This window comes from Sphingomonas sp. GW821-FHT09E03, from assembly GCF_059416225.1.
On record NZ_JBWKOS010000001.1, the window covers coordinates 244,798 to 260,353 of the forward strand.

Here is a 15,556-nt window from a genome sequence, read left to right on the forward strand (position 1 = left end):
TTAACCGTGTCCTAACCCGAGCGCCTTAGGCGTTGGGCTGAATGACACAGCCCCGCCCTTCGATGATCTACCATGGCTCGCTCGTCGCAGCGCTGCTCGCCGCGAGTTCGTGCGCCCCGTCGGAGCGGGTGAGCCAGGCGGTGCCGCCGCGCGCACCGGCGACCGGCAGGCAATTGCTCCACGACCTTGCGCTCGACGTGCCCGATCGCCCGGAGCTGTCGGCGGCGCTGACCCCGGCGGTGGCCGACGATGCCGCCGCGGCGTTCGTGCCCGCGGCGCCGCCGTTCCTCGCCGCCGCGCGCAGCGACGACGATGCGGCGCGCGCGGTCGATTGCCTGACCGCGGCGGTCTATTACGAGGCGCGCTCCGAGCCGATCGACGGCCAGCGCGCAGTGGCGCAGGTGGTGCTCAACCGGGTCCGCGACCGCGCCTTTCCCAAGAGCGTGTGCGGCGTGGTCTATCAGGGATCGACGCGGCGCACCGGCTGCCAGTTCAGCTTCACCTGCGACGGCTCGATGGCCGCGGCGCGCGACGAACGCTCGTGGTTGCGCTCGCGGGGCGTCGCCGAGCAGGCGCTCGCCGGCAGCGTCTATGCGCCGATCGGTGCGGCGACCTTCTACCATACCGGCGCGGTTTATCCGTGGTGGGCGCCGAGCCTCGCGCGGATCGGCATGGTCGGCTCGCATATCTTCTATCGCTGGCGCGGCGCGATGGAGCGCGCGCTGTCGTTCCGCCAGGCCTATGCCGGTACCGAGCCGGTCGCGCCGAGCGCGTTCGCCGCCGGGGCGGGCGCCGTCACTGCCGGGATCGACGACAGCGGCGTCACTGTCCATCGCGGGCAAACCGTGGCCGCTTTAACGCCGGCCGTGGCAAGCGACATGCCGGAGGCCGCTGGCGGGGTGACGGTGCATGTCGGGCCGCGGCGGATGACCGTGGCCGGCGTGCGCATTCATGTCGGCGCCGTCGCGCCGCGTGGCCATGTCGCGCCGGTGGTCGATTCGCAGGGCGCGATCATCGGCGAGGAAGGCGACCCGATCTGACGCCGGGGCGCGACCCGCTCAGGCGGGCTGCAGGCTGACGGTGCGGATCGTCGGCTCGGCGGGGACGATGTCCGCCGCCTCGATCAGCCGCCAGCCGGTCGGGCCGAGCACCTCGAGCGGGCGGTAGCGGGTCTTGTACGCCATGCGCGCCGAGCCCTTCACCCAATAGCCAAGATAGACGTAATCGAGCCCGGCATCGCGCGCGCGCGTGATGTGATCCATGATGATGACGTTGCCGAGCCCCGGCCGGGCGCCGCCCTGCTCGGCGCCGTCATCGTCGTCGGCGGCGAAGAAGCTGTAGATCATAGACAGGCCGTCCGCCTGGCGATCGGTGAGGCAGGCGCCGACCAGCCGGCCGCGCACCCCGTCCACCGCTGGCGTGCGATATTCGATGATCAACGAGTTGACCGGCGAATGCTCGACCATGTCGGCATAATCGTCCTCGTCCATCCCCGCCATGCCGCCGCCGGGGTGGCGCGCCGACAGATAGCCGCGCAGCAGCTGGAACTGCTCGTCCGTCGCCCAGGGGCGGCAGGCGGTGACCTCGAGATCGGCGTTGCGCTTGAGCAACTTGCGCTGGGTGGCGTTGGGCTGGAAATCGCGCGTCACCACGCGCACCGAAACGCAGGCGGCACAGCCCGCGCACGACGGCCGATAAGCGACGCCCTGGCTGCGGCGGAAGCCGATCCGGCCGAGCGCGTCGTTGAGTTCGGTGGCGTTGGGTCCGTTGAGCTCAGTGAACACCTTCCGCTCCTGGCGCCCAGGCAAATAGGGGCAAGGTGCTGGACTGGTGACGAAAAAGCGCGGGAAACGGAATGGCGCAGTCACCGCCGGTGAAACCTCATGATGCAGGTGGGCCGCGCGGGCGGCGTGAAGCACCTATATGTGATACCCCACCGATTCTGAAAAGGCGCTTTACCATGAAAGTGGGTTAACCCGGAGCAACCACAGTTGTTTTGCACCCATTTCGGTACAGGGACGTTGCTAATGTCGCGCCGTGAAATAATAGTACCGACTTCGCATTAGGCGCGACGAGTGAACGACCAACTATTGGGAGTTCGAGTATGAGTATGAAGACGCTGAGCGGCTCGCTGGCCGCCCTCGCCATGGCCGCATCGCCGATCGCAGCGGCACCGGCGTTCGCCGCTCCCAGCAACCCGGCGGCTTCGCTGTCGGTGTCGAAGAGCGTCCGCGCCGGCACCCCGACCACCGGCAAGAACAAGGCTGCTGGCGGCGGCGTGCTCCTCGCCGGCCTGATCGCGGCCGGTGTGGTTGCCATCGGCGTGGTTGCTGCCACGCAGAGCGACGATTCCGACAGCAACTAAGCGTTCGGTTTTGTCACGAGACGGGGGTCGCAACCACTGGTTGCGGCCCCCGTTTTGTTTTAGATTAGTGTTCTCAAGATTTTGTCTGGCGCCTCAGGCCTGTTCGACCATGCTGGTCTCGTAGCCCGCCTCGCGCAACGCCGCGATCAGCCGGTTGAGATGATCGCGATCGCGCGCCTCGCATTCGATGTCGGTGATCAGCCCCTTGGCGGGCAGGCTGGTGAAGATGCGCTGGTGATACACCTCTATGATATTGACCCGCTCCTGGTCGAAGATCCGCGCGACGTTGAACAGGGCGCCGGGCTGGTCCTGCAGCCGCACCCGTAGGCGGGCAAGGCGGCCCGAGCGCGCGAGATCGCGGAGCAGCACGTTGGCGAGCAGCCGGGTGTCGATGTTGCCGCCGCACAGGATGATGCCGACGGTGCGGCCCCTGAAGCGCTCGGGGTAGGCGAGGAGTGCGGCAAGACCCGCGGCGCCGGCGCCCTCGACCACCGTCTTCTCGATCTGGAGCAGCAGGCTGACCGCTTCCTCCAGCGCGCGCTCGCCGACCAGGACGATGTCGTCGACCAGCTCGGCGACCATCCGCGAGGTGATCCCGCCCGGCTCCTTGACCGCGATGCCCTCGGCCAGCGTGTCGCCGGCGCAGGGCATGTTGGTGCCGCGGATGCGGTTGTACATCGAGGGGAACAGCTCGGCCTCGACGCCGACCACCTCGATCGGATGACCGGCGGCGCGCGCCACGGTGGCAGTGCCCGAGATCAGCCCGCCGCCGCCGATCGGCACCAGCAAGGTGTCGAGCCCCGGCACGTCCTCGAGCATCTCGACCGCGGCGGTGCCCTGGCCGGCGATCACGCGGGGATCGTCGAACGGGTGGACGAAGGTGTAGCCGCACTCGCCCTCGAGCACGCGGGCGCGGGCGTAGGCGGCGTCGAAGGTGTCGCCTTCCAGCACGACCTTGGCATGATGGCCCTCGGTCTGGATCACCTTCACCGTGGGGGTGTTGCGCGGCATCACGATCGTCGCCGGAATGCCGAGGCGGTGGGCGTGGTAGGCGAGACCCTGGGCATGGTTGCCGGCCGAGGCGGCGATGACGCCCTTGGCGCGCGCCTCGGGCGACAACTGGAGCAGCGTGTTGAGCGCGCCGCGCTCCTTATAGGCCGCGGTGAACTGGAGGTTCTCGAACTTGAGATACACCTTGGCGCCGGTCATTTCGCTGAAGGTGCGGCTGATCAGCGTCGGCGTGCGCACAATGGCGTCGCGGATCCGCGCATGGGCGGCATGGATATCGTCGATCGACACGGGCGACACGAACGGCGTGGGCGCTGGGTGGGTAGCCATCCTCCGGCGCTAGACCATCTGGCGTGGTGGGGGAACACCGCTTATGCGCGGGTCCATGGCATCATCGGCACCGATCGCTCCCGCTAACGCCGCCAGCGCGGCAGGCCTCCCTCTCTTCCCCGCGCGCGCCGTGGCGATCGCCGTGGCCGCGGCGGCACTGCTGCTCGGGCTTGCCCCGGTGCCCGCCGCGGCGGACGCGCTGATCGACAACGTCAACGGCATGACGCTGGACACGGACGGCAAGGTGATCCGCTTCCAGGCGATGCTGCTGTCGCCCGACGGCCATGTCACCCGGCTGCTCGCCGCCAAGGACAAGCGGCCCGACAAGCTCGACTGGCGCGCCGACATGAAGGGGCGGACGCTGCTGCCCGGGATGATCGACGCGCACGGCCACATCATGGAGCTTGGCTTCCGCGCGCTCGAGCTCGACCTGTCGGACACACGCTCGCTTGCCGAGGCGCAGGCCAGGATCGCGGCCTATGCCAAGGCCAATCCGGAGCGATCATGGATTCTCGGCGGCGGCTGGAACCAGGAGGTCTGGGGGCTGGGCCGTTTCCCGACCGCGGCCGAGCTCGACGCCGCGGTGCCCGACCGCCCGGTGTGGCTGGCGCGCGCCGACGGCCATGCGAGCTGGGGCAACACCGCCGCGCTGAAGGCCGCGGGGGTGACCGCCAAGAGCGTGGCGCCGGCGGGTGGACGGATCGAGAAGGGCGCCGGCGGTCAGCCCGCGGGCGTGTTCGTGGACGCCGCGCAGGCGCTGGTCGGCAAACTGGTGCCGCAGCCGCTCGGCAAGGATCGCAATGCCGCCTTCATCAAGGCGCAGGCCATGTTGATGAGCTATGGCATCACCGCCACTGCCGACATGGGCACGAGCCTAGACGATTGGCTGACCTATCGGCGGATCGGCGACCTCGGCGCGCTGCGGGTGCGGATCATGAGCTATGGCCTGGGCGTCGAGACGGCGGTGCAGATCGGTGGTACCGGGCCGACGCCGTGGCTCTATGGCGACAAGCTGAAGCTCGGCGGGGTCAAGCTCTATGCCGATGGCGCGCTCGGCTCGCGCGGGGCGTGGCTCAAGGCGCCCTATGCCGATGCGCCGGGGCAGTCGGGGGCGGGGTTCATGTCCGACGACGTGATCCGCAACCTGATGAGCCGCGCGGCGATGGATGGCTATCAGGTCGCGGTGCACGCGATCGGCGATCGCGCCAACGCCGAGGCGCTCGATGCGATCGATGAAATGGCGCAGACCTACAAGGGCGATCGCCGCTGGCGGATCGAGCATGCCCAGATCGTCGATCCGGTCGATCTGCCGCGGTTCGGCAAGAACGGCGTGATCGCCTCGATGCAGCCGACCCACCAGACCAGCGACCGGACCATGGCGGAGGCGCGGCTCGGCCCGCAGCGACTTGCCGGCGCCTATGCCTGGGCATCGATGCTGCGCAACGGCGCGGCGCTTGCCTTCGGCTCGGACTATCCGGTGGAAAAGCCCGACCCCTGGGCCGGCTGGGCGGCGGCGTTCACCCGCCAAGATGCCGAGGGACAGCCGTTCGGCGGCTGGCGCCCGGAAGAAGCCGTGACGCGCGAGCAGGCCTGGTGGGCCTATACCGCGGGCGCGGCCTATGCCGAGTTCGCTGAGGACAAGTTCGGCCGGCTCGCGCCCGGGCAGCTGGCCGACTTCATCATCGTCGATCGCGACCCGCTGCTCGCCAGCGCCACCGAGTTGCGGGCGACAAAGGTGCAGGAGACGTGGATCGGCGGGACGAAGGTCTGGGAGCGGAAGTAGCTGGAGGCGCCGTGGTCATGCACAATGACCTGCGCGCTGGCTTTGTCATCACCGGCACGCTTCCACTTGCCGTCATGCTGAACTCGTTTCAGCATCCATCACCATCGCGCCGCAGGCTCGCGGGTAGCGCAGGCCATGGATGCTGAAACAAGTTCAGCATGACAAAGAAGAAACTGGCGTGTGACGCGCACGAAAAAGGCCGCGGCGCCCCCCGACGCCGCGGCCTTGTCGCTGCCGTGACGGCAAAATCAGGCGACCTGGACGACCTCTTCGGGCTCGCGCAGCACATAGCCGCGGCCCCAGACAGTCTCGATGTAATTCTCGCCATCGCAGGCGAGGCTGAGCTTCTTGCGCAGCTTGCAGATGAACACGTCGATGATCTTGAGCTCGGGCTCGTCCATCCCGCCATACAGGTGGTTGAGGAACATTTCCTTGGTCAGCGTGGTGCTCTTGCGCAGCGACAGCAGCTCGAGCATCGCATATTCCTTGCCGGTCAGATGCACCCGGCTGCCATCGACCTCGACGGTCTTGGCATCAAGGTTGACCGCTAGCTTGCCGGTGCGGATCACCGACTGCGAGTGGCCCTTGGAGCGGCGCACCACGGCGTGAATGCGCGCGATCAGTTCCTCGCGATGGAACGGCTTGGTGACGTAATCGTCGGCGCCGAAGCCGAAGCTGCGGACCTTGCTGTCCATCTCGTTGATCCCCGACAGGATCAGCACCGGGGTGGAGACGCGGGCGACGCGCAGCTTCTTGAGCACGTCATAGCCATGCATGTCCGGCAGGTTGAGATCGAGCAGGATGATGTCGTAATCGTAGAGCTTGCCGAGGTCCAAACCCTCTTCGCCCAGATCGGTGGTGTAGACATTGAACCCTTCGGTCCCGAGCATCAGCTCGATGGCCTTGGCCGTCGTCGGCTCGTCCTCGATCAGCAGCACCCGCATTGCGTCGTCCCCTGTTGGCGAGCCCGTGGAGCACCCCTGCTCACGGCCGGCCCTGATTCATTAACCAAAGAACATCTGAAGGCAAAAGGTTAATTCCGATTTAATCGCCGGAATCCGGTGTGTCACGCGGAATGAGATCGGGGCCGAGCAGAGTCTGGTGGCGGGCACGGGGAATGTCTTCGCCAAGAACTTCACGCAGATAGAGACTGCGCACCAGGGTGAAGATCACCACCAGCAGTGCCGCGGAGAAGAACAGGCCGAAGATGCCGAAGATCACGCCGATGCCGAGGATCGCGAACACCGTGATCGCCGGCGGTATCGAGATCACGCGATTCTGTACATAGGGCGTGATGAAGTTGGTCTGGACCAGCCTTACCAAGGCGTAGGTGACGAGCGCACCGATCAGCGAGCCCGTGCCTTGAGTCGCGGCAAGGCCCAGCGCGGGAATCATCGCCGCGGTGGGGCCGATATAGGGGATGAATTCGCTAAGCCCCGCGAGGAGTCCGAGCGCCGCCGCCGACGGCACGCCCGCCGCCCACAGGCCCAGGCCGATCAGCACGCCCATGCTCGTCATCAGGATCAGCGATGAGCGCAGCCACAGCCGCAGCGTCGAGCCGACGTCGAACAAGGCATCCTCGATCGCGGGGCGCTTGGCCGGCGGGATGAGGAACAGGAAGCCGCGCTGGTAGATGCCTGGATCGGCGGCGAAAAAGATCGCGCCGACCAGCAACAGGATGCAATTGAGGAGCAGTTCGCCGGCGCCCGCGACGAGCCCGCCCACGTCCTGCGCGACCTTGGAGCCCGCATAGGCCTGCTGCACCGCATCGACGATCTTGGCGCCGACCGCGGATTGCGACAGGTAGCGTGCGAGCTGGTCGAGCAGCCCGGGAAGCTGGGTGACGAGCACGTTAACCTGCTCGCGGAACTGCACGCCGAACAGCCAGACCAGGAAGGCGACGACACCGAGCGCAGTGGCGATGCCGAGGCCGAGCGCGGGCTTGGCCGGCACGCGCAGATGATCGTGGTAGAGATCGGCGATGGCGTGGATCGCGATCGCACCGAGCATCGATCCGAAGGCAAGAATCAGCAGGTTGCCGGCGCGGAACAGCGCCGCGGCGACCGCGGCGATGACCAGGATGTAGAGGATTCGGCGGATGAAACGTGAATCATCGGCGTCGGGGGCGAGGCGGTTCATGCGGGTGGGGACATGGTCATGACCGTATCAATACGGTAGCGCGGCAAAGGGTCCGGTGACCGGCTCACGCCGCCTTCGCCGTGGTCACCGCGCAGGGATCGCGGAGCCGTTCCGACAGGAAGGTGATCAGCGCTTCTACGCGCGCCGGCCGCAGCGGGCTTGGCGGGGTGAGCAGGTGGAGACCGATCGGCGATGGCGGCCAGTCGCTGAGGATCTCGACCAGTCGACCGTCGGCCAGATACGGGCCGACGATGAACCCCGGCAGCCGCGCGATGCCGAGCCCGGCGAGCAATGCGGGGACGATCGCCTCGCCGCTGTTGGCCACCAGCGGGCCCTGCGGCTTGACCGACACCTCGGCGCCGCCGGGGCCGCGAAAGCGCCACGGGCCGGCGACGTTGGAATAGCCGAACAGGCGGTGGTCGCCGAGCTGACCGGGGTGGGTCGGCGTGCCGTGCGCCGCGAGATAAGCAGGGGCCGCGACGGTGTGGGCGGCGATGCTGCAAAGCCGGCGCGCGCGTAGCGAGCTGTCGGGCAGGTCGGCGATGCGCAGCGCGACGTCGAAGCCCTCGGCGACGATATCGACCTTGGCGTCCGAGCAATGCAGGTCGATCTCGATGCCCGGGTGGGCGGTCAGGAAGTCTGCGAGCAATGGCGCGACGTTGCTGACTCCGAAGCTCATCGGCGCGGCCAGCCGGACCCGCCCGGAGGGGGCGCTTGCCGCATCGCGCGCCGATTCCTCGGCGGCATAGGCCTCGGCGAGGATCCGCGCGGCATGCTCGGCGAGTGGCTTGCCGGCTTCGGTGAGGGCGAGGCGGCGCGAGGTGCGGTGGAACAGCGACTGGCCGAGATGCGCCTCGAGCCGGGTGATCGCCTTGGACACGGTGGCCTTGCTGAGGCCGATACCCTCGGCGGCGCCGCTGAACGAGCGATGCTCCACCACCGCGGCGAAGATCGCCCAGGCTTCGAGATCAGGTAGTCGCATGGCGCTGGGATCCTCCGTCGATCGTCGCTGCCCGTGCATAGCCCGTGAAACGATCGGTTTCCAGCGTTTCCGTTTACGTGACGATTCGATCTCTTATCTTGGCGGCAACAAAGGAGGCATCCCATGACTGCCACGACCACCGCTACCCGCACCAACACCGACACTGACACGGACACTGGCATCGACCGCCGCGCCTTCGCGACGCTCGGCCATGCCAACCACGGCTGGCTCAACGCGCGCCATCATTTCTCCTTCGCCAATTACTATGACCCGCAGCGGATGGGCTGGGGCGCGATCCGCGTCTGGAACGACGACGAGATCGGCGCGCAATCCGGTTTTCCGCCGCACCCTCATGCGGACATGGAGATCATCACCTATGTCCGCACCGGCGCGATCACCCACCAGGATTCGCTCGGCAACAAGGGCCGCACCGAGGCGGGCGACGTTCAGGTGATGAGCGCGGGCAGCGGCGTGCGCCATGCCGAATATAATCTCGAGGACGAGACGACGACGATCTTCCAGATCTGGATCGAGCCGACCCGCAAGGGCGGTGCGCCGAGCTGGGGCGCCAAGCCCTTCCCCAAGGGCGAGCGCTCCGGATCGTTCGTGACGCTGGCGAGCGGCTTTGCCGATGATGGCGATGCGTTGCCGATCCGCGCCGAGGCACGGGTGATGGCGGCAACCTTGCGCGCCGGCGATACCGCGACCCACACCATCGGCGATGGTCGTCACGTCTACCTGGTGCCCGCCACCGGCAGCATCGAGATCGCCGACGAGCACGGCGTCCCGGTCCGCTTCGAAGCGCGCGACGGCGCGGCGCTGTCCGGCGGCCGCACGGTGACGATCACCGCGCTGACCGATACGGAAATCGTGCTGGTGGACGCAGCGTAACCGCGTCTTCCATCGTTGGCGGCACCGGGGCAGTTTCTTCCGGTGCCGCCAACGCCATTATTTCTTCCACGCCCATACAGGATTGATCCGATGACCAAGGTTCTGGTGCTTTATTACTCGTCCTACGGCCATATCGAGCAGATGGCCGATGCCGTCGCAGAGGGCGCCCGCGCCGCCGGCGCCGAGGTCGACATCCGCCGCGTCGCCGAGACCGCGCCCGCCGAGGTGGTCGCTGCCGCGCATTTCAAGACCGACACCGCCCACCCGCTGATCGAGAGCCCCGATGCGCTCGCCGACTACGATGCCATCATCGTCGGCGCGCCGACCCGCTTCGGCCGCATGCCGAGCCAGATGGCGAGCTTCTGGGACACCACCGGCGGCCTGTGGTTCGGCGGCAAGCTGATCGGCAAGGTCGGCGGCGCCTTTACCGCCACCGCCAGCCAGCATGGCGGGCAGGAGACCACCCTGTTCTCGATCATCACCAATCTGCTGCACCACGGCATGACGATCGTCGGGCTCGATTATGGCTTCAAGGGCCAGATGGGCGTCGACGAGGTCCGCGGCGGCTCGCCTTATGGCGCCACCACCATCGCCGACGGCGACGGCAGCCGCCAGCCGCACGAGGAAGAACTCGCCGCTGCGCGTTATCAGGGCCAGCGCATCGCCGAGACGGCGGCCAAGCTGAAGTAAGCGCGGGAAAAGGGGGCGGGCCGGTGGTTCGCTCCCAACCGCGACTCCCTAGTCGAGACTAACAGATCGTCACCCCAGCGAACGCTGGGGTCTCCCGCGACTCCTGTCCCGCCATTGCCGCGAAAGATCCCAGCTTTCGCTGGGATGACGGTTTGGCTGGCTCGAGGGGGCGAGCGGAAATTCGACCCAAACGCCCAATTCGAGCTTCCGCTAGGATCACGTGTGGGGCTTAGCGCCGCTTGCGCATCTTCTTCGGCGGCGTCCAGCGTGGGACGGTGATGAACACCGGCGGCGGTGGCGCGTGGGTGAGTATCACCACAGGGTCCACCGCGGGGTCGGCGGGAAACTGGTCGCGGGCGCGGGCGAAGACGAAGCGGGCGCGGGCGGCGCCGGGGGCGCTGGCGCTGGTGCCGACCCAGCGCCAATGCCACGGCTCCCATTTCACCTGCTGGCGGTTACCGCCGGGGAAGCTCATTTCGAAGCCGTAGCGCGGCGCATTGGCCACCAGCCAGCGCGCCGCGGGCGTTGCCGCCATGCAGCCCTCGGCGTCGCGGCAGCCGTCGCGGATCGGCCGCACCGCGAAGTCGATCGCATAGCCGGTGGAATGCTCGCTATGCCCGGGTGGCGCCACCGAGATCGCACGATCGGTGTCGTCCGCGGGATGGTCGCGGCAGAACACCCCTGCCTGGCGCATGACCGAGCGGTGGCAGGACAGGCCGCGCAACTGGCCCATCACCGCCGGATCGCCGCGGGCGGCGGCGAGCAGCCGCTGAAGATCGGGGATCATGTCGCGGCGGACCTTGCAGCTGTTGAGCGCGAAGCCGGCCGGCGCCTCGACCAGCTCGTCCGCCGGTGCGTCGCCGTAAGGCAGATGGCCGAACACGCGGCCATCGCGCGAGATGATCGACGAGGCGCCGGCGCACAGCTGCGCCTGGGCGAGGGAGGGGCTGGCCATGATCAGCAGCGCGGCCACGGCGCGGGCGATCGGCGACGGACGCGGGCGATGCATTGCCGCGGCCTCTGGCATGCGGGCGCGCGCAGTGGCAAGGGCAGCGGATGCACGGCGACCATGTACTGTACCTCGATGGCGAGGCCCTGGTGATCGACAAGCCCTCCGGGCTTCCGGTCGATCCCCCTCGCGATGGCTCGCTGAGCCTGGAGAATCATCTCGATTCGCTGAAATTCGGCTTCAAGCGCTGGCCGCACCCGGTCCATCGGCTCGATCGCGACACCAGCGGCTGCCTGTTGCTATCGCGCAATCCCAAGGCGCATGCCCGCTTCCAGCAGGCGTTCGAACAGGGCCTGGTGCAGAAGCGATATCTCGCCGTGCTGGAGGGCGTGCCCGCGGGCGCCACGGTGGGTGAGGGCGGCCTGATCGATCTCGCGCTCGCCAAGGTGAGCAGCCGCGAATCGGGCTGGCGGATGGTACCCGATCCCGCCGGCAAGCCGGCGCGCACCGCTTGGCGGTTGCTCCACGTCCAGGACGGGCGTGCGCTCGTCGAGTTTAGGCCCGAGACTGGCCGCACCCACCAAATCCGCGTCCATGCCGCGAGCGGGCTCGGCGTCGCGGTGGTCGGCGACCCGACCTATGGCCAGGCCGATCCCGCGGGCATGCTGCTCCACGCGCGCGAGCTGACGGTGCCGCGTGAGGGCAAGGAACCGATCGTCGCGGTAGCGCCGACGCCCGAGCGGTTCGGCGTGTTCGTCGACGCTGATCCCGATGGCGCGGCGCCGACCTCGGCGCAGAAGGTCGCTCCCGCGGCAGCGTGAGCGCATGGTCGCCATCCCCATCACGCGATCGATCGCGATCGACGACAGCGAGCTGATCGAGACCACCACGCGCGCCGGCGGTCCCGGTGGCCAGCACGTCAACACCACCGACAGCGCGGTGATCCTGCGCTTCGACGTCGGCGCCTCGCCGGGGTTGCCGATGGCGGTGAAGAACCGCCTGGCCGACCTCGCCGGCTCGCGGCTGACTCGCGACGGGGTGCTGGTGCTGCGCAGCGAGGGCTCGCGCTCGCAGCTGCTCAACCGGCAAGAGGTGCGCGAGCGCCTGTTCGCGCTGATCAAGGAGGCGACGATCGTCCCCAAGAAGCGCCGCCCGACCAAGCCGACCCGCGCCTCGCAGACCCGGCGCGTGGACGGCAAGGTGCGGCGCTCGGCGGTCAAGGCGGGGCGGGGGAAGGTCAGGGATTAGAGGAAGGGCGCGTGGGTTGATCGCCCCGGTCTGGCGCGCAGGTGTCATGTGCGCAGGCGACGCGCACCATCGATGAACCGTATCGTGGCGGCGGCCATGGCAACGGCCGAAGCGTCGGTGTGGTGACCGTGGACTCACGCCGGGCAGCAGCTTAAACTTGTTCTGCCTTAGCAAGGGTTCGTCCGATGCCGTCGATCTGGATCTATGTAGCCGTCGCGTTCGTCATTGCGCTCGTCGCGTTCGGGATAGGCCAGGTGTTACCAGGGTTCGGCGTGGTGTTCGCGATCCCGGCGTCGACCATCTGGACGGCCTATTCGGCCGCGCGCCAACGGCGGGCGGCCGGCTGAGCATCATCAACCCGATAGGGCAGGGCTGATCCCCTAAGGTTACCTTCCTTCACGAGCCCGCGGTCTTCTTTAGCTTGTCGGGCGTGACGCCGAGCAGCGTCGCCAGCCGGACACGATCGGCGTCGGTCAGCGTCTCGGGGGTCTTCGCCTTGGGGAGGGCGGCGGTAGCGGCGGTGGCCTTCTGCATGATGGCGGGCATCGCCGCGATCAACTTGGGCATGAACGCCTGCATCTTCTCGATCACGACCGGGTCGGTGGCGATCGTCATGTTCTGCGCGGCGAAGGCGCTGCCGCTCGCCGTATGAAGGAAGCGATCGATGTCGGTGAGCTGCACCGTGCTGAAATGCGTCGCATAGGCATGGGCGAGCCCGTCGCGCATCTGCGGCTCCACCTCGGTCATGATCTTGCCCATCTCGGCCATCATCACCGGCATCATCACGTGCATGCGCTGCTGATAGGCGGGATCGACGATGTCCATGATCTGCCTGATCGTGGTCTGGCCCAGCCTGGCCGAGTCGCTGGCCGGCAGCCCGGCCGACTTGAGAAAGGGCGCGATCGGCATCGCCGACATCTGGCCGGTGAGACCGTCCATCATCTTGGCCATCGTCCCGCCCATCATCCGCTGATAAGTCCCGTCCGGCAGCAACCTGGCGGCGATATCGGCGCCGAGCGCGAGATCGGCCGGTGCCGGCGAAGGTGCCGGTGCGGATGCGACCGGCACTTGAGCGGTGGCGGTGGTGGCCAGCAACAAGGCGGCGAGCACAAGCGGGCGGGTCATGGTGGCTCCTGAGGTGTCGAGCCCTGATCATGCTCGGCGCCGTGGCGGAGTCAAAGGCGAATTGCCGGCGCCATCGGCGAGCGGCTGTCCTACACGCACCGCTCGAGGTAGATTGCCTGCATGATGCCAGCATCGGGTGATTGTTCGGAAACGATGACCATTGATCGTGTCTTCTGGAGTGACAACTTCCTCAACTTGTCCGTTACGGCGTCGCTGACCGGTACTTGTGCGGCGGCAGCGGCCTGCGCACATGCGGGCGGGTCTGCAGAGGGAAATGACGTGTACCAATTCGATGTCGCCGCCGGATCCAAGCCCGAGCTGTATCGTGACCTGCTCACCGCGCTGGACGGGCTGACCGCTGGCGAGCCCGATCCAATCGCCAACATGGCCAATGCCGCGGCGGTGATCTGGCAATATCTGCCAGATCTCAACTGGGCCGGCTTTTACCGCAACGTCGCCGAGGAGCTGGTGCTCGGGCCGTTCCAGGGCAAGGCGGCGTGCATCCGCATTCCGTTCGGCAAGGGGGTGTGCGGCGCTGCGGCGACGAGCCGCACCACCCAGGTGGTGGACGACGTCCACGTGTTTCCGGGGCACATCGCGTGTGACGCGGCGAGTCGCTCCGAGCTGGTGGTGCCGATTGTCGCCGATGGCGTGCTGCTGGGCGTGCTCGATCTCGACAGCCCGGTACCGGCCCGGTTCGACGCTGCCGATGCCGCCGGCTGCGAGGCGTTGGTGGCGCTGCTCGCCACACGGCTGGGCGGCTGATCCGAATCGGGACGTTCGCCAAGCTGGCGACTCTTCGGCCGCGATGGTAAGCAGTTCGTCAACATTTTGTTAACCGTGATGCCAGGGGCGGCGCGCGGGCAACAGGGAGATGACGATGCGGACCTTGGCGGTCACCGGACGGATCTTGATGGCGACGACGATGATCGCCGGTGCTGGCCTGGGCCTGATCATCGCCGGGAGCGCCGATGCCCAACAGCGTGTCGTCGCTCATGGCCCCGGCGCCGGTTATCCCATGCCGGGCACCGCGCCGATGGCGCCGCGGGTCGGCGTGGTGCGGCCGCCGGTAATCACGCCGGGGCCGGTGCGGCCCGGCACCGTCGGTCGGCTGCATGGGCCCCGCTGGGGCAGCAAGATCGGTGGCCATTGGTGGGGCGGGGTCAACGCGCCGGGTGGCTGGAACGCCTATCGTCGGCCACACCGCGGCTGGGTGGTGCCCAATTACTGGATCAGCCCGCGCTTCTATATCGACGATTGGCAGGGCTATGGCCTGTCGCAGCCGCCCTACGGCTATAATTGGCTGCGCTATTATGACGATGCCGTGCTGATCGACGCGCGCGGCTCGATCTACGACACGGTCGAGGGGCTCGACTGGGATCGGGACGACGTCGCCGACGGCGCCTATGCCACCGACGATGCCCAGGTCTATGCGACCCCGGCGGATCGGGGCGGCTATGACGATCGCAGCTACGGCGACCGGGGCTATGACGATCATGGCCAGGCGCGGCGGAGCGACGGCGTCGGTGGCGCGGTCGCCGGCGCGGTGGTCGGGGGTGTCGCCGGCAATGTGATCGCCGGGCGGGGCAACCGGCTGGGCGGCACGCTGATCGGCGCCGGAGTCGGCGCGGCGGCGGGCTATGCAGTCGACCGCGGTGCCGATCGCCACCGCGGCCGGGTGCCGGTCGCGCCGGATCGCGCCCCGCCGCCCCCGCCGGGCTATGCGCCGCCGCCACCGATGGCCTATGCGCCGCCGCCACCACCACGCCCCCTGCCGCCGCACCAGCGGCCCGACTGGGTGTCGGCGGACGGCCGCACCACGGTGACCACCACGAGCGGTGGCGGCTATGCACGCGGCGGTTACTATTATCCGGGCACGACGACCACGACGGTAGTGGTGCAGACCGCGCCGGTGGTGACCACGACCACCACCGAGATCTACGAGGATGCCGTGACCTACACGCGCCGGCCGGTGACCAAGCGGGTGAAGCGCGTGTGGCGGCCGCGACCGGCGCCGCACTGCGCCTGCCGCTGACCGGCTGACCC

17 protein-coding genes are annotated in these 15,556 nt (G+C 68.2%); 10 read left to right on the forward strand and 7 right to left on the reverse strand.

What is annotated here, in order from left to right:
* The first annotated feature begins 62 nt into the window (after nt 1-62).
* Nucleotides 63-1,040 (forward strand): cell wall hydrolase, encoded by a 978-nt coding sequence (locus tag AC07M8_RS01275; RefSeq protein ID WP_495172654.1) that lies wholly within the window; start codon nt 63-65, stop codon nt 1,038-1,040.
* Between the two features lie 18 nt (nt 1,041-1,058).
* Here AC07M8_RS01275 and AC07M8_RS01280 read toward each other — a convergent pair whose 3' ends face one another.
* On the reverse strand, nt 1,059-1,868 hold the full coding sequence (locus tag AC07M8_RS01280; RefSeq protein ID WP_495172655.1) for an arginyltransferase: 810 nt from the start codon (nt 1,866-1,868) through the stop codon (nt 1,059-1,061).
* A 236-nt stretch (nt 1,869-2,104) separates the two neighbouring features.
* On the opposite strand from AC07M8_RS01280, the gene AC07M8_RS01285 reads away from it, so the two are divergent.
* The gene (locus AC07M8_RS01285; protein ID WP_495172656.1) at nt 2,105-2,365 is read left to right on the forward strand and encodes a hypothetical protein; all 261 of its coding nucleotides are present in this window, start codon (nt 2,105-2,107) and stop codon (nt 2,363-2,365) included.
* Nucleotides 2,366-2,458: 93 nt separating this feature from the next.
* Here AC07M8_RS01285 and AC07M8_RS01290 read toward each other — a convergent pair whose 3' ends face one another.
* Entirely contained in the window at nt 2,459-3,703 is a 1,245-nt protein-coding gene (locus tag AC07M8_RS01290; RefSeq protein WP_495172657.1) for a threonine ammonia-lyase, read from the reverse strand.
* 55 nt (nt 3,704-3,758) lie between these two features.
* Between AC07M8_RS01290 and AC07M8_RS01295 the strand changes: the two genes are divergently transcribed.
* The gene (locus AC07M8_RS01295) at nt 3,759-5,486 is read left to right on the forward strand and encodes an amidohydrolase (RefSeq protein WP_495172658.1); all 1,728 of its coding nucleotides are present in this window, start codon (nt 3,759-3,761) and stop codon (nt 5,484-5,486) included.
* Between the two features lie 248 nt (nt 5,487-5,734).
* Here the strand turns inward: AC07M8_RS01295 and ctrA are convergent, their stop codons facing one another.
* From ctrA to AC07M8_RS01310, 3 genes are all read right to left on the reverse strand, one after another.
* Entirely contained in the window at nt 5,735-6,430 is a 696-nt protein-coding gene (gene ctrA / locus AC07M8_RS01300) for a response regulator transcription factor CtrA (protein WP_267397429.1), read from the reverse strand.
* Nucleotides 6,431-6,530: 100 nt separating this feature from the next.
* A complete protein-coding gene (locus tag AC07M8_RS01305) occupies nt 6,531-7,625 on the reverse strand; it encodes an AI-2E family transporter (RefSeq protein ID WP_495172659.1) in 1,095 nt (364 codons plus the stop codon).
* A gap of 64 nt (nt 7,626-7,689) precedes the next feature.
* A complete protein-coding gene (locus tag AC07M8_RS01310; RefSeq protein WP_495172660.1) occupies nt 7,690-8,607 on the reverse strand; it encodes a LysR family transcriptional regulator in 918 nt (305 codons plus the stop codon).
* A 123-nt stretch (nt 8,608-8,730) separates the two neighbouring features.
* On the opposite strand from AC07M8_RS01310, the gene AC07M8_RS01315 reads away from it, so the two are divergent.
* Together AC07M8_RS01315 and wrbA are read left to right on the forward strand one after the other, a co-directional pair.
* On the forward strand, nt 8,731-9,498 hold the full coding sequence (locus tag AC07M8_RS01315; RefSeq protein ID WP_495172661.1) for a pirin family protein: 768 nt from the start codon (nt 8,731-8,733) through the stop codon (nt 9,496-9,498).
* Between the two features lie 90 nt (nt 9,499-9,588).
* Nucleotides 9,589-10,188 carry an NAD(P)H:quinone oxidoreductase gene (gene wrbA / locus AC07M8_RS01320; RefSeq protein WP_267397425.1) on the forward strand — a complete coding sequence of 200 codons (600 nt, stop codon included), beginning with the start codon at nt 9,589-9,591 and terminating at the stop codon, nt 10,186-10,188.
* Nucleotides 10,189-10,417: 229 nt separating this feature from the next.
* On the opposite strand, the gene AC07M8_RS01325 is transcribed toward wrbA, so the two are convergent.
* A complete protein-coding gene (locus AC07M8_RS01325) occupies nt 10,418-11,215 on the reverse strand; it encodes a M15 family metallopeptidase (protein ID WP_495172662.1) in 798 nt (265 codons plus the stop codon).
* A 29-nt stretch (nt 11,216-11,244) separates the two neighbouring features.
* Between AC07M8_RS01325 and AC07M8_RS01330 the strand changes: the two genes are divergently transcribed.
* The 3 genes from AC07M8_RS01330 to AC07M8_RS01340 all read left to right on the forward strand — a co-directional run bounded on the left by AC07M8_RS01330 (nt 11,245) and on the right by AC07M8_RS01340 (nt 12,732).
* Nucleotides 11,245-11,958 carry an RluA family pseudouridine synthase gene (locus tag AC07M8_RS01330; protein ID WP_495172663.1) on the forward strand — a complete coding sequence of 238 codons (714 nt, stop codon included), beginning with the start codon at nt 11,245-11,247 and terminating at the stop codon, nt 11,956-11,958.
* A 4-nt stretch (nt 11,959-11,962) separates the two neighbouring features.
* Complete coding sequence (gene arfB, locus AC07M8_RS01335; RefSeq protein ID WP_495172664.1) at nt 11,963-12,385, forward strand: alternative ribosome rescue aminoacyl-tRNA hydrolase ArfB; 423 nt, start codon at nt 11,963-11,965, stop codon at nt 12,383-12,385.
* A 185-nt stretch (nt 12,386-12,570) separates the two neighbouring features.
* Nucleotides 12,571-12,732 (forward strand): hypothetical protein, encoded by a 162-nt coding sequence (locus AC07M8_RS01340; RefSeq protein ID WP_495172665.1) that lies wholly within the window; start codon nt 12,571-12,573, stop codon nt 12,730-12,732.
* Nucleotides 12,733-12,781: 49 nt separating this feature from the next.
* Here AC07M8_RS01340 and AC07M8_RS01345 read toward each other — a convergent pair whose 3' ends face one another.
* Nucleotides 12,782-13,510, reverse strand: a complete 729-nt coding sequence (locus AC07M8_RS01345; protein ID WP_495172666.1) for a DUF2059 domain-containing protein — start codon at nt 13,508-13,510, stop codon at nt 12,782-12,784.
* Between the two features lie 279 nt (nt 13,511-13,789).
* Between AC07M8_RS01345 and AC07M8_RS01350 the strand changes: the two genes are divergently transcribed.
* Together AC07M8_RS01350 and AC07M8_RS01355 are read left to right on the forward strand one after the other, a co-directional pair.
* Nucleotides 13,790-14,275 (forward strand): GAF domain-containing protein, encoded by a 486-nt coding sequence (locus AC07M8_RS01350; RefSeq protein ID WP_495172667.1) that lies wholly within the window; start codon nt 13,790-13,792, stop codon nt 14,273-14,275.
* Nucleotides 14,276-14,390: 115 nt separating this feature from the next.
* Nucleotides 14,391-15,545 carry an RcnB family protein gene (locus AC07M8_RS01355; RefSeq protein WP_495172668.1) on the forward strand — a complete coding sequence of 385 codons (1,155 nt, stop codon included), beginning with the start codon at nt 14,391-14,393 and terminating at the stop codon, nt 15,543-15,545.
* Nucleotides 15,546-15,556 lie beyond the last annotated feature (11 nt).

Bases quoted from the DNA above. Each gene is read 5' to 3' on its own strand.
- AC07M8_RS01275 (WP_495172654.1), top strand. From the start codon at position 63: ATGATCTACCATGGCTCGCTCGTCGCAGCGCTGCTCGCCGCGAGTTCG.
- AC07M8_RS01285 (WP_495172656.1), top strand. From the start codon at position 2,105: ATGAGTATGAAGACGCTGAGCGGCTCGCTGGCCGCCCTCGCCATGGCC.
- AC07M8_RS01290 (WP_495172657.1), bottom strand. From the start codon at position 3,703: ATGGCTACCCACCCAGCGCCCACGCCGTTCGTGTCGCCCGTGTCGATC.
- AC07M8_RS01295 (WP_495172658.1), top strand. From the start codon at position 3,759: ATGGCATCATCGGCACCGATCGCTCCCGCTAACGCCGCCAGCGCGGCA.
- ctrA (WP_267397429.1), bottom strand. From the start codon at position 6,430: ATGCGGGTGCTGCTGATCGAGGACGAGCCGACGACGGCCAAGGCCATC.
- AC07M8_RS01305 (WP_495172659.1), bottom strand. From the start codon at position 7,625: ATGAACCGCCTCGCCCCCGACGCCGATGATTCACGTTTCATCCGCCGA.
- AC07M8_RS01310 (WP_495172660.1), bottom strand. From the start codon at position 8,607: ATGCGACTACCTGATCTCGAAGCCTGGGCGATCTTCGCCGCGGTGGTG.
- AC07M8_RS01315 (WP_495172661.1), top strand. From the start codon at position 8,731: ATGACTGCCACGACCACCGCTACCCGCACCAACACCGACACTGACACG.
- wrbA (WP_267397425.1), top strand. From the start codon at position 9,589: ATGACCAAGGTTCTGGTGCTTTATTACTCGTCCTACGGCCATATCGAG.
- AC07M8_RS01325 (WP_495172662.1), bottom strand. From the start codon at position 11,215: ATGCCAGAGGCCGCGGCAATGCATCGCCCGCGTCCGTCGCCGATCGCC.
- AC07M8_RS01330 (WP_495172663.1), top strand. From the start codon at position 11,245: ATGCACGGCGACCATGTACTGTACCTCGATGGCGAGGCCCTGGTGATC.
- arfB (WP_495172664.1), top strand. From the start codon at position 11,963: ATGGTCGCCATCCCCATCACGCGATCGATCGCGATCGACGACAGCGAG.
- AC07M8_RS01340 (WP_495172665.1), top strand. From the start codon at position 12,571: ATGCCGTCGATCTGGATCTATGTAGCCGTCGCGTTCGTCATTGCGCTC.
- AC07M8_RS01345 (WP_495172666.1), bottom strand. From the start codon at position 13,510: ATGACCCGCCCGCTTGTGCTCGCCGCCTTGTTGCTGGCCACCACCGCC.
- AC07M8_RS01355 (WP_495172668.1), top strand. From the start codon at position 14,391: ATGCGGACCTTGGCGGTCACCGGACGGATCTTGATGGCGACGACGATG.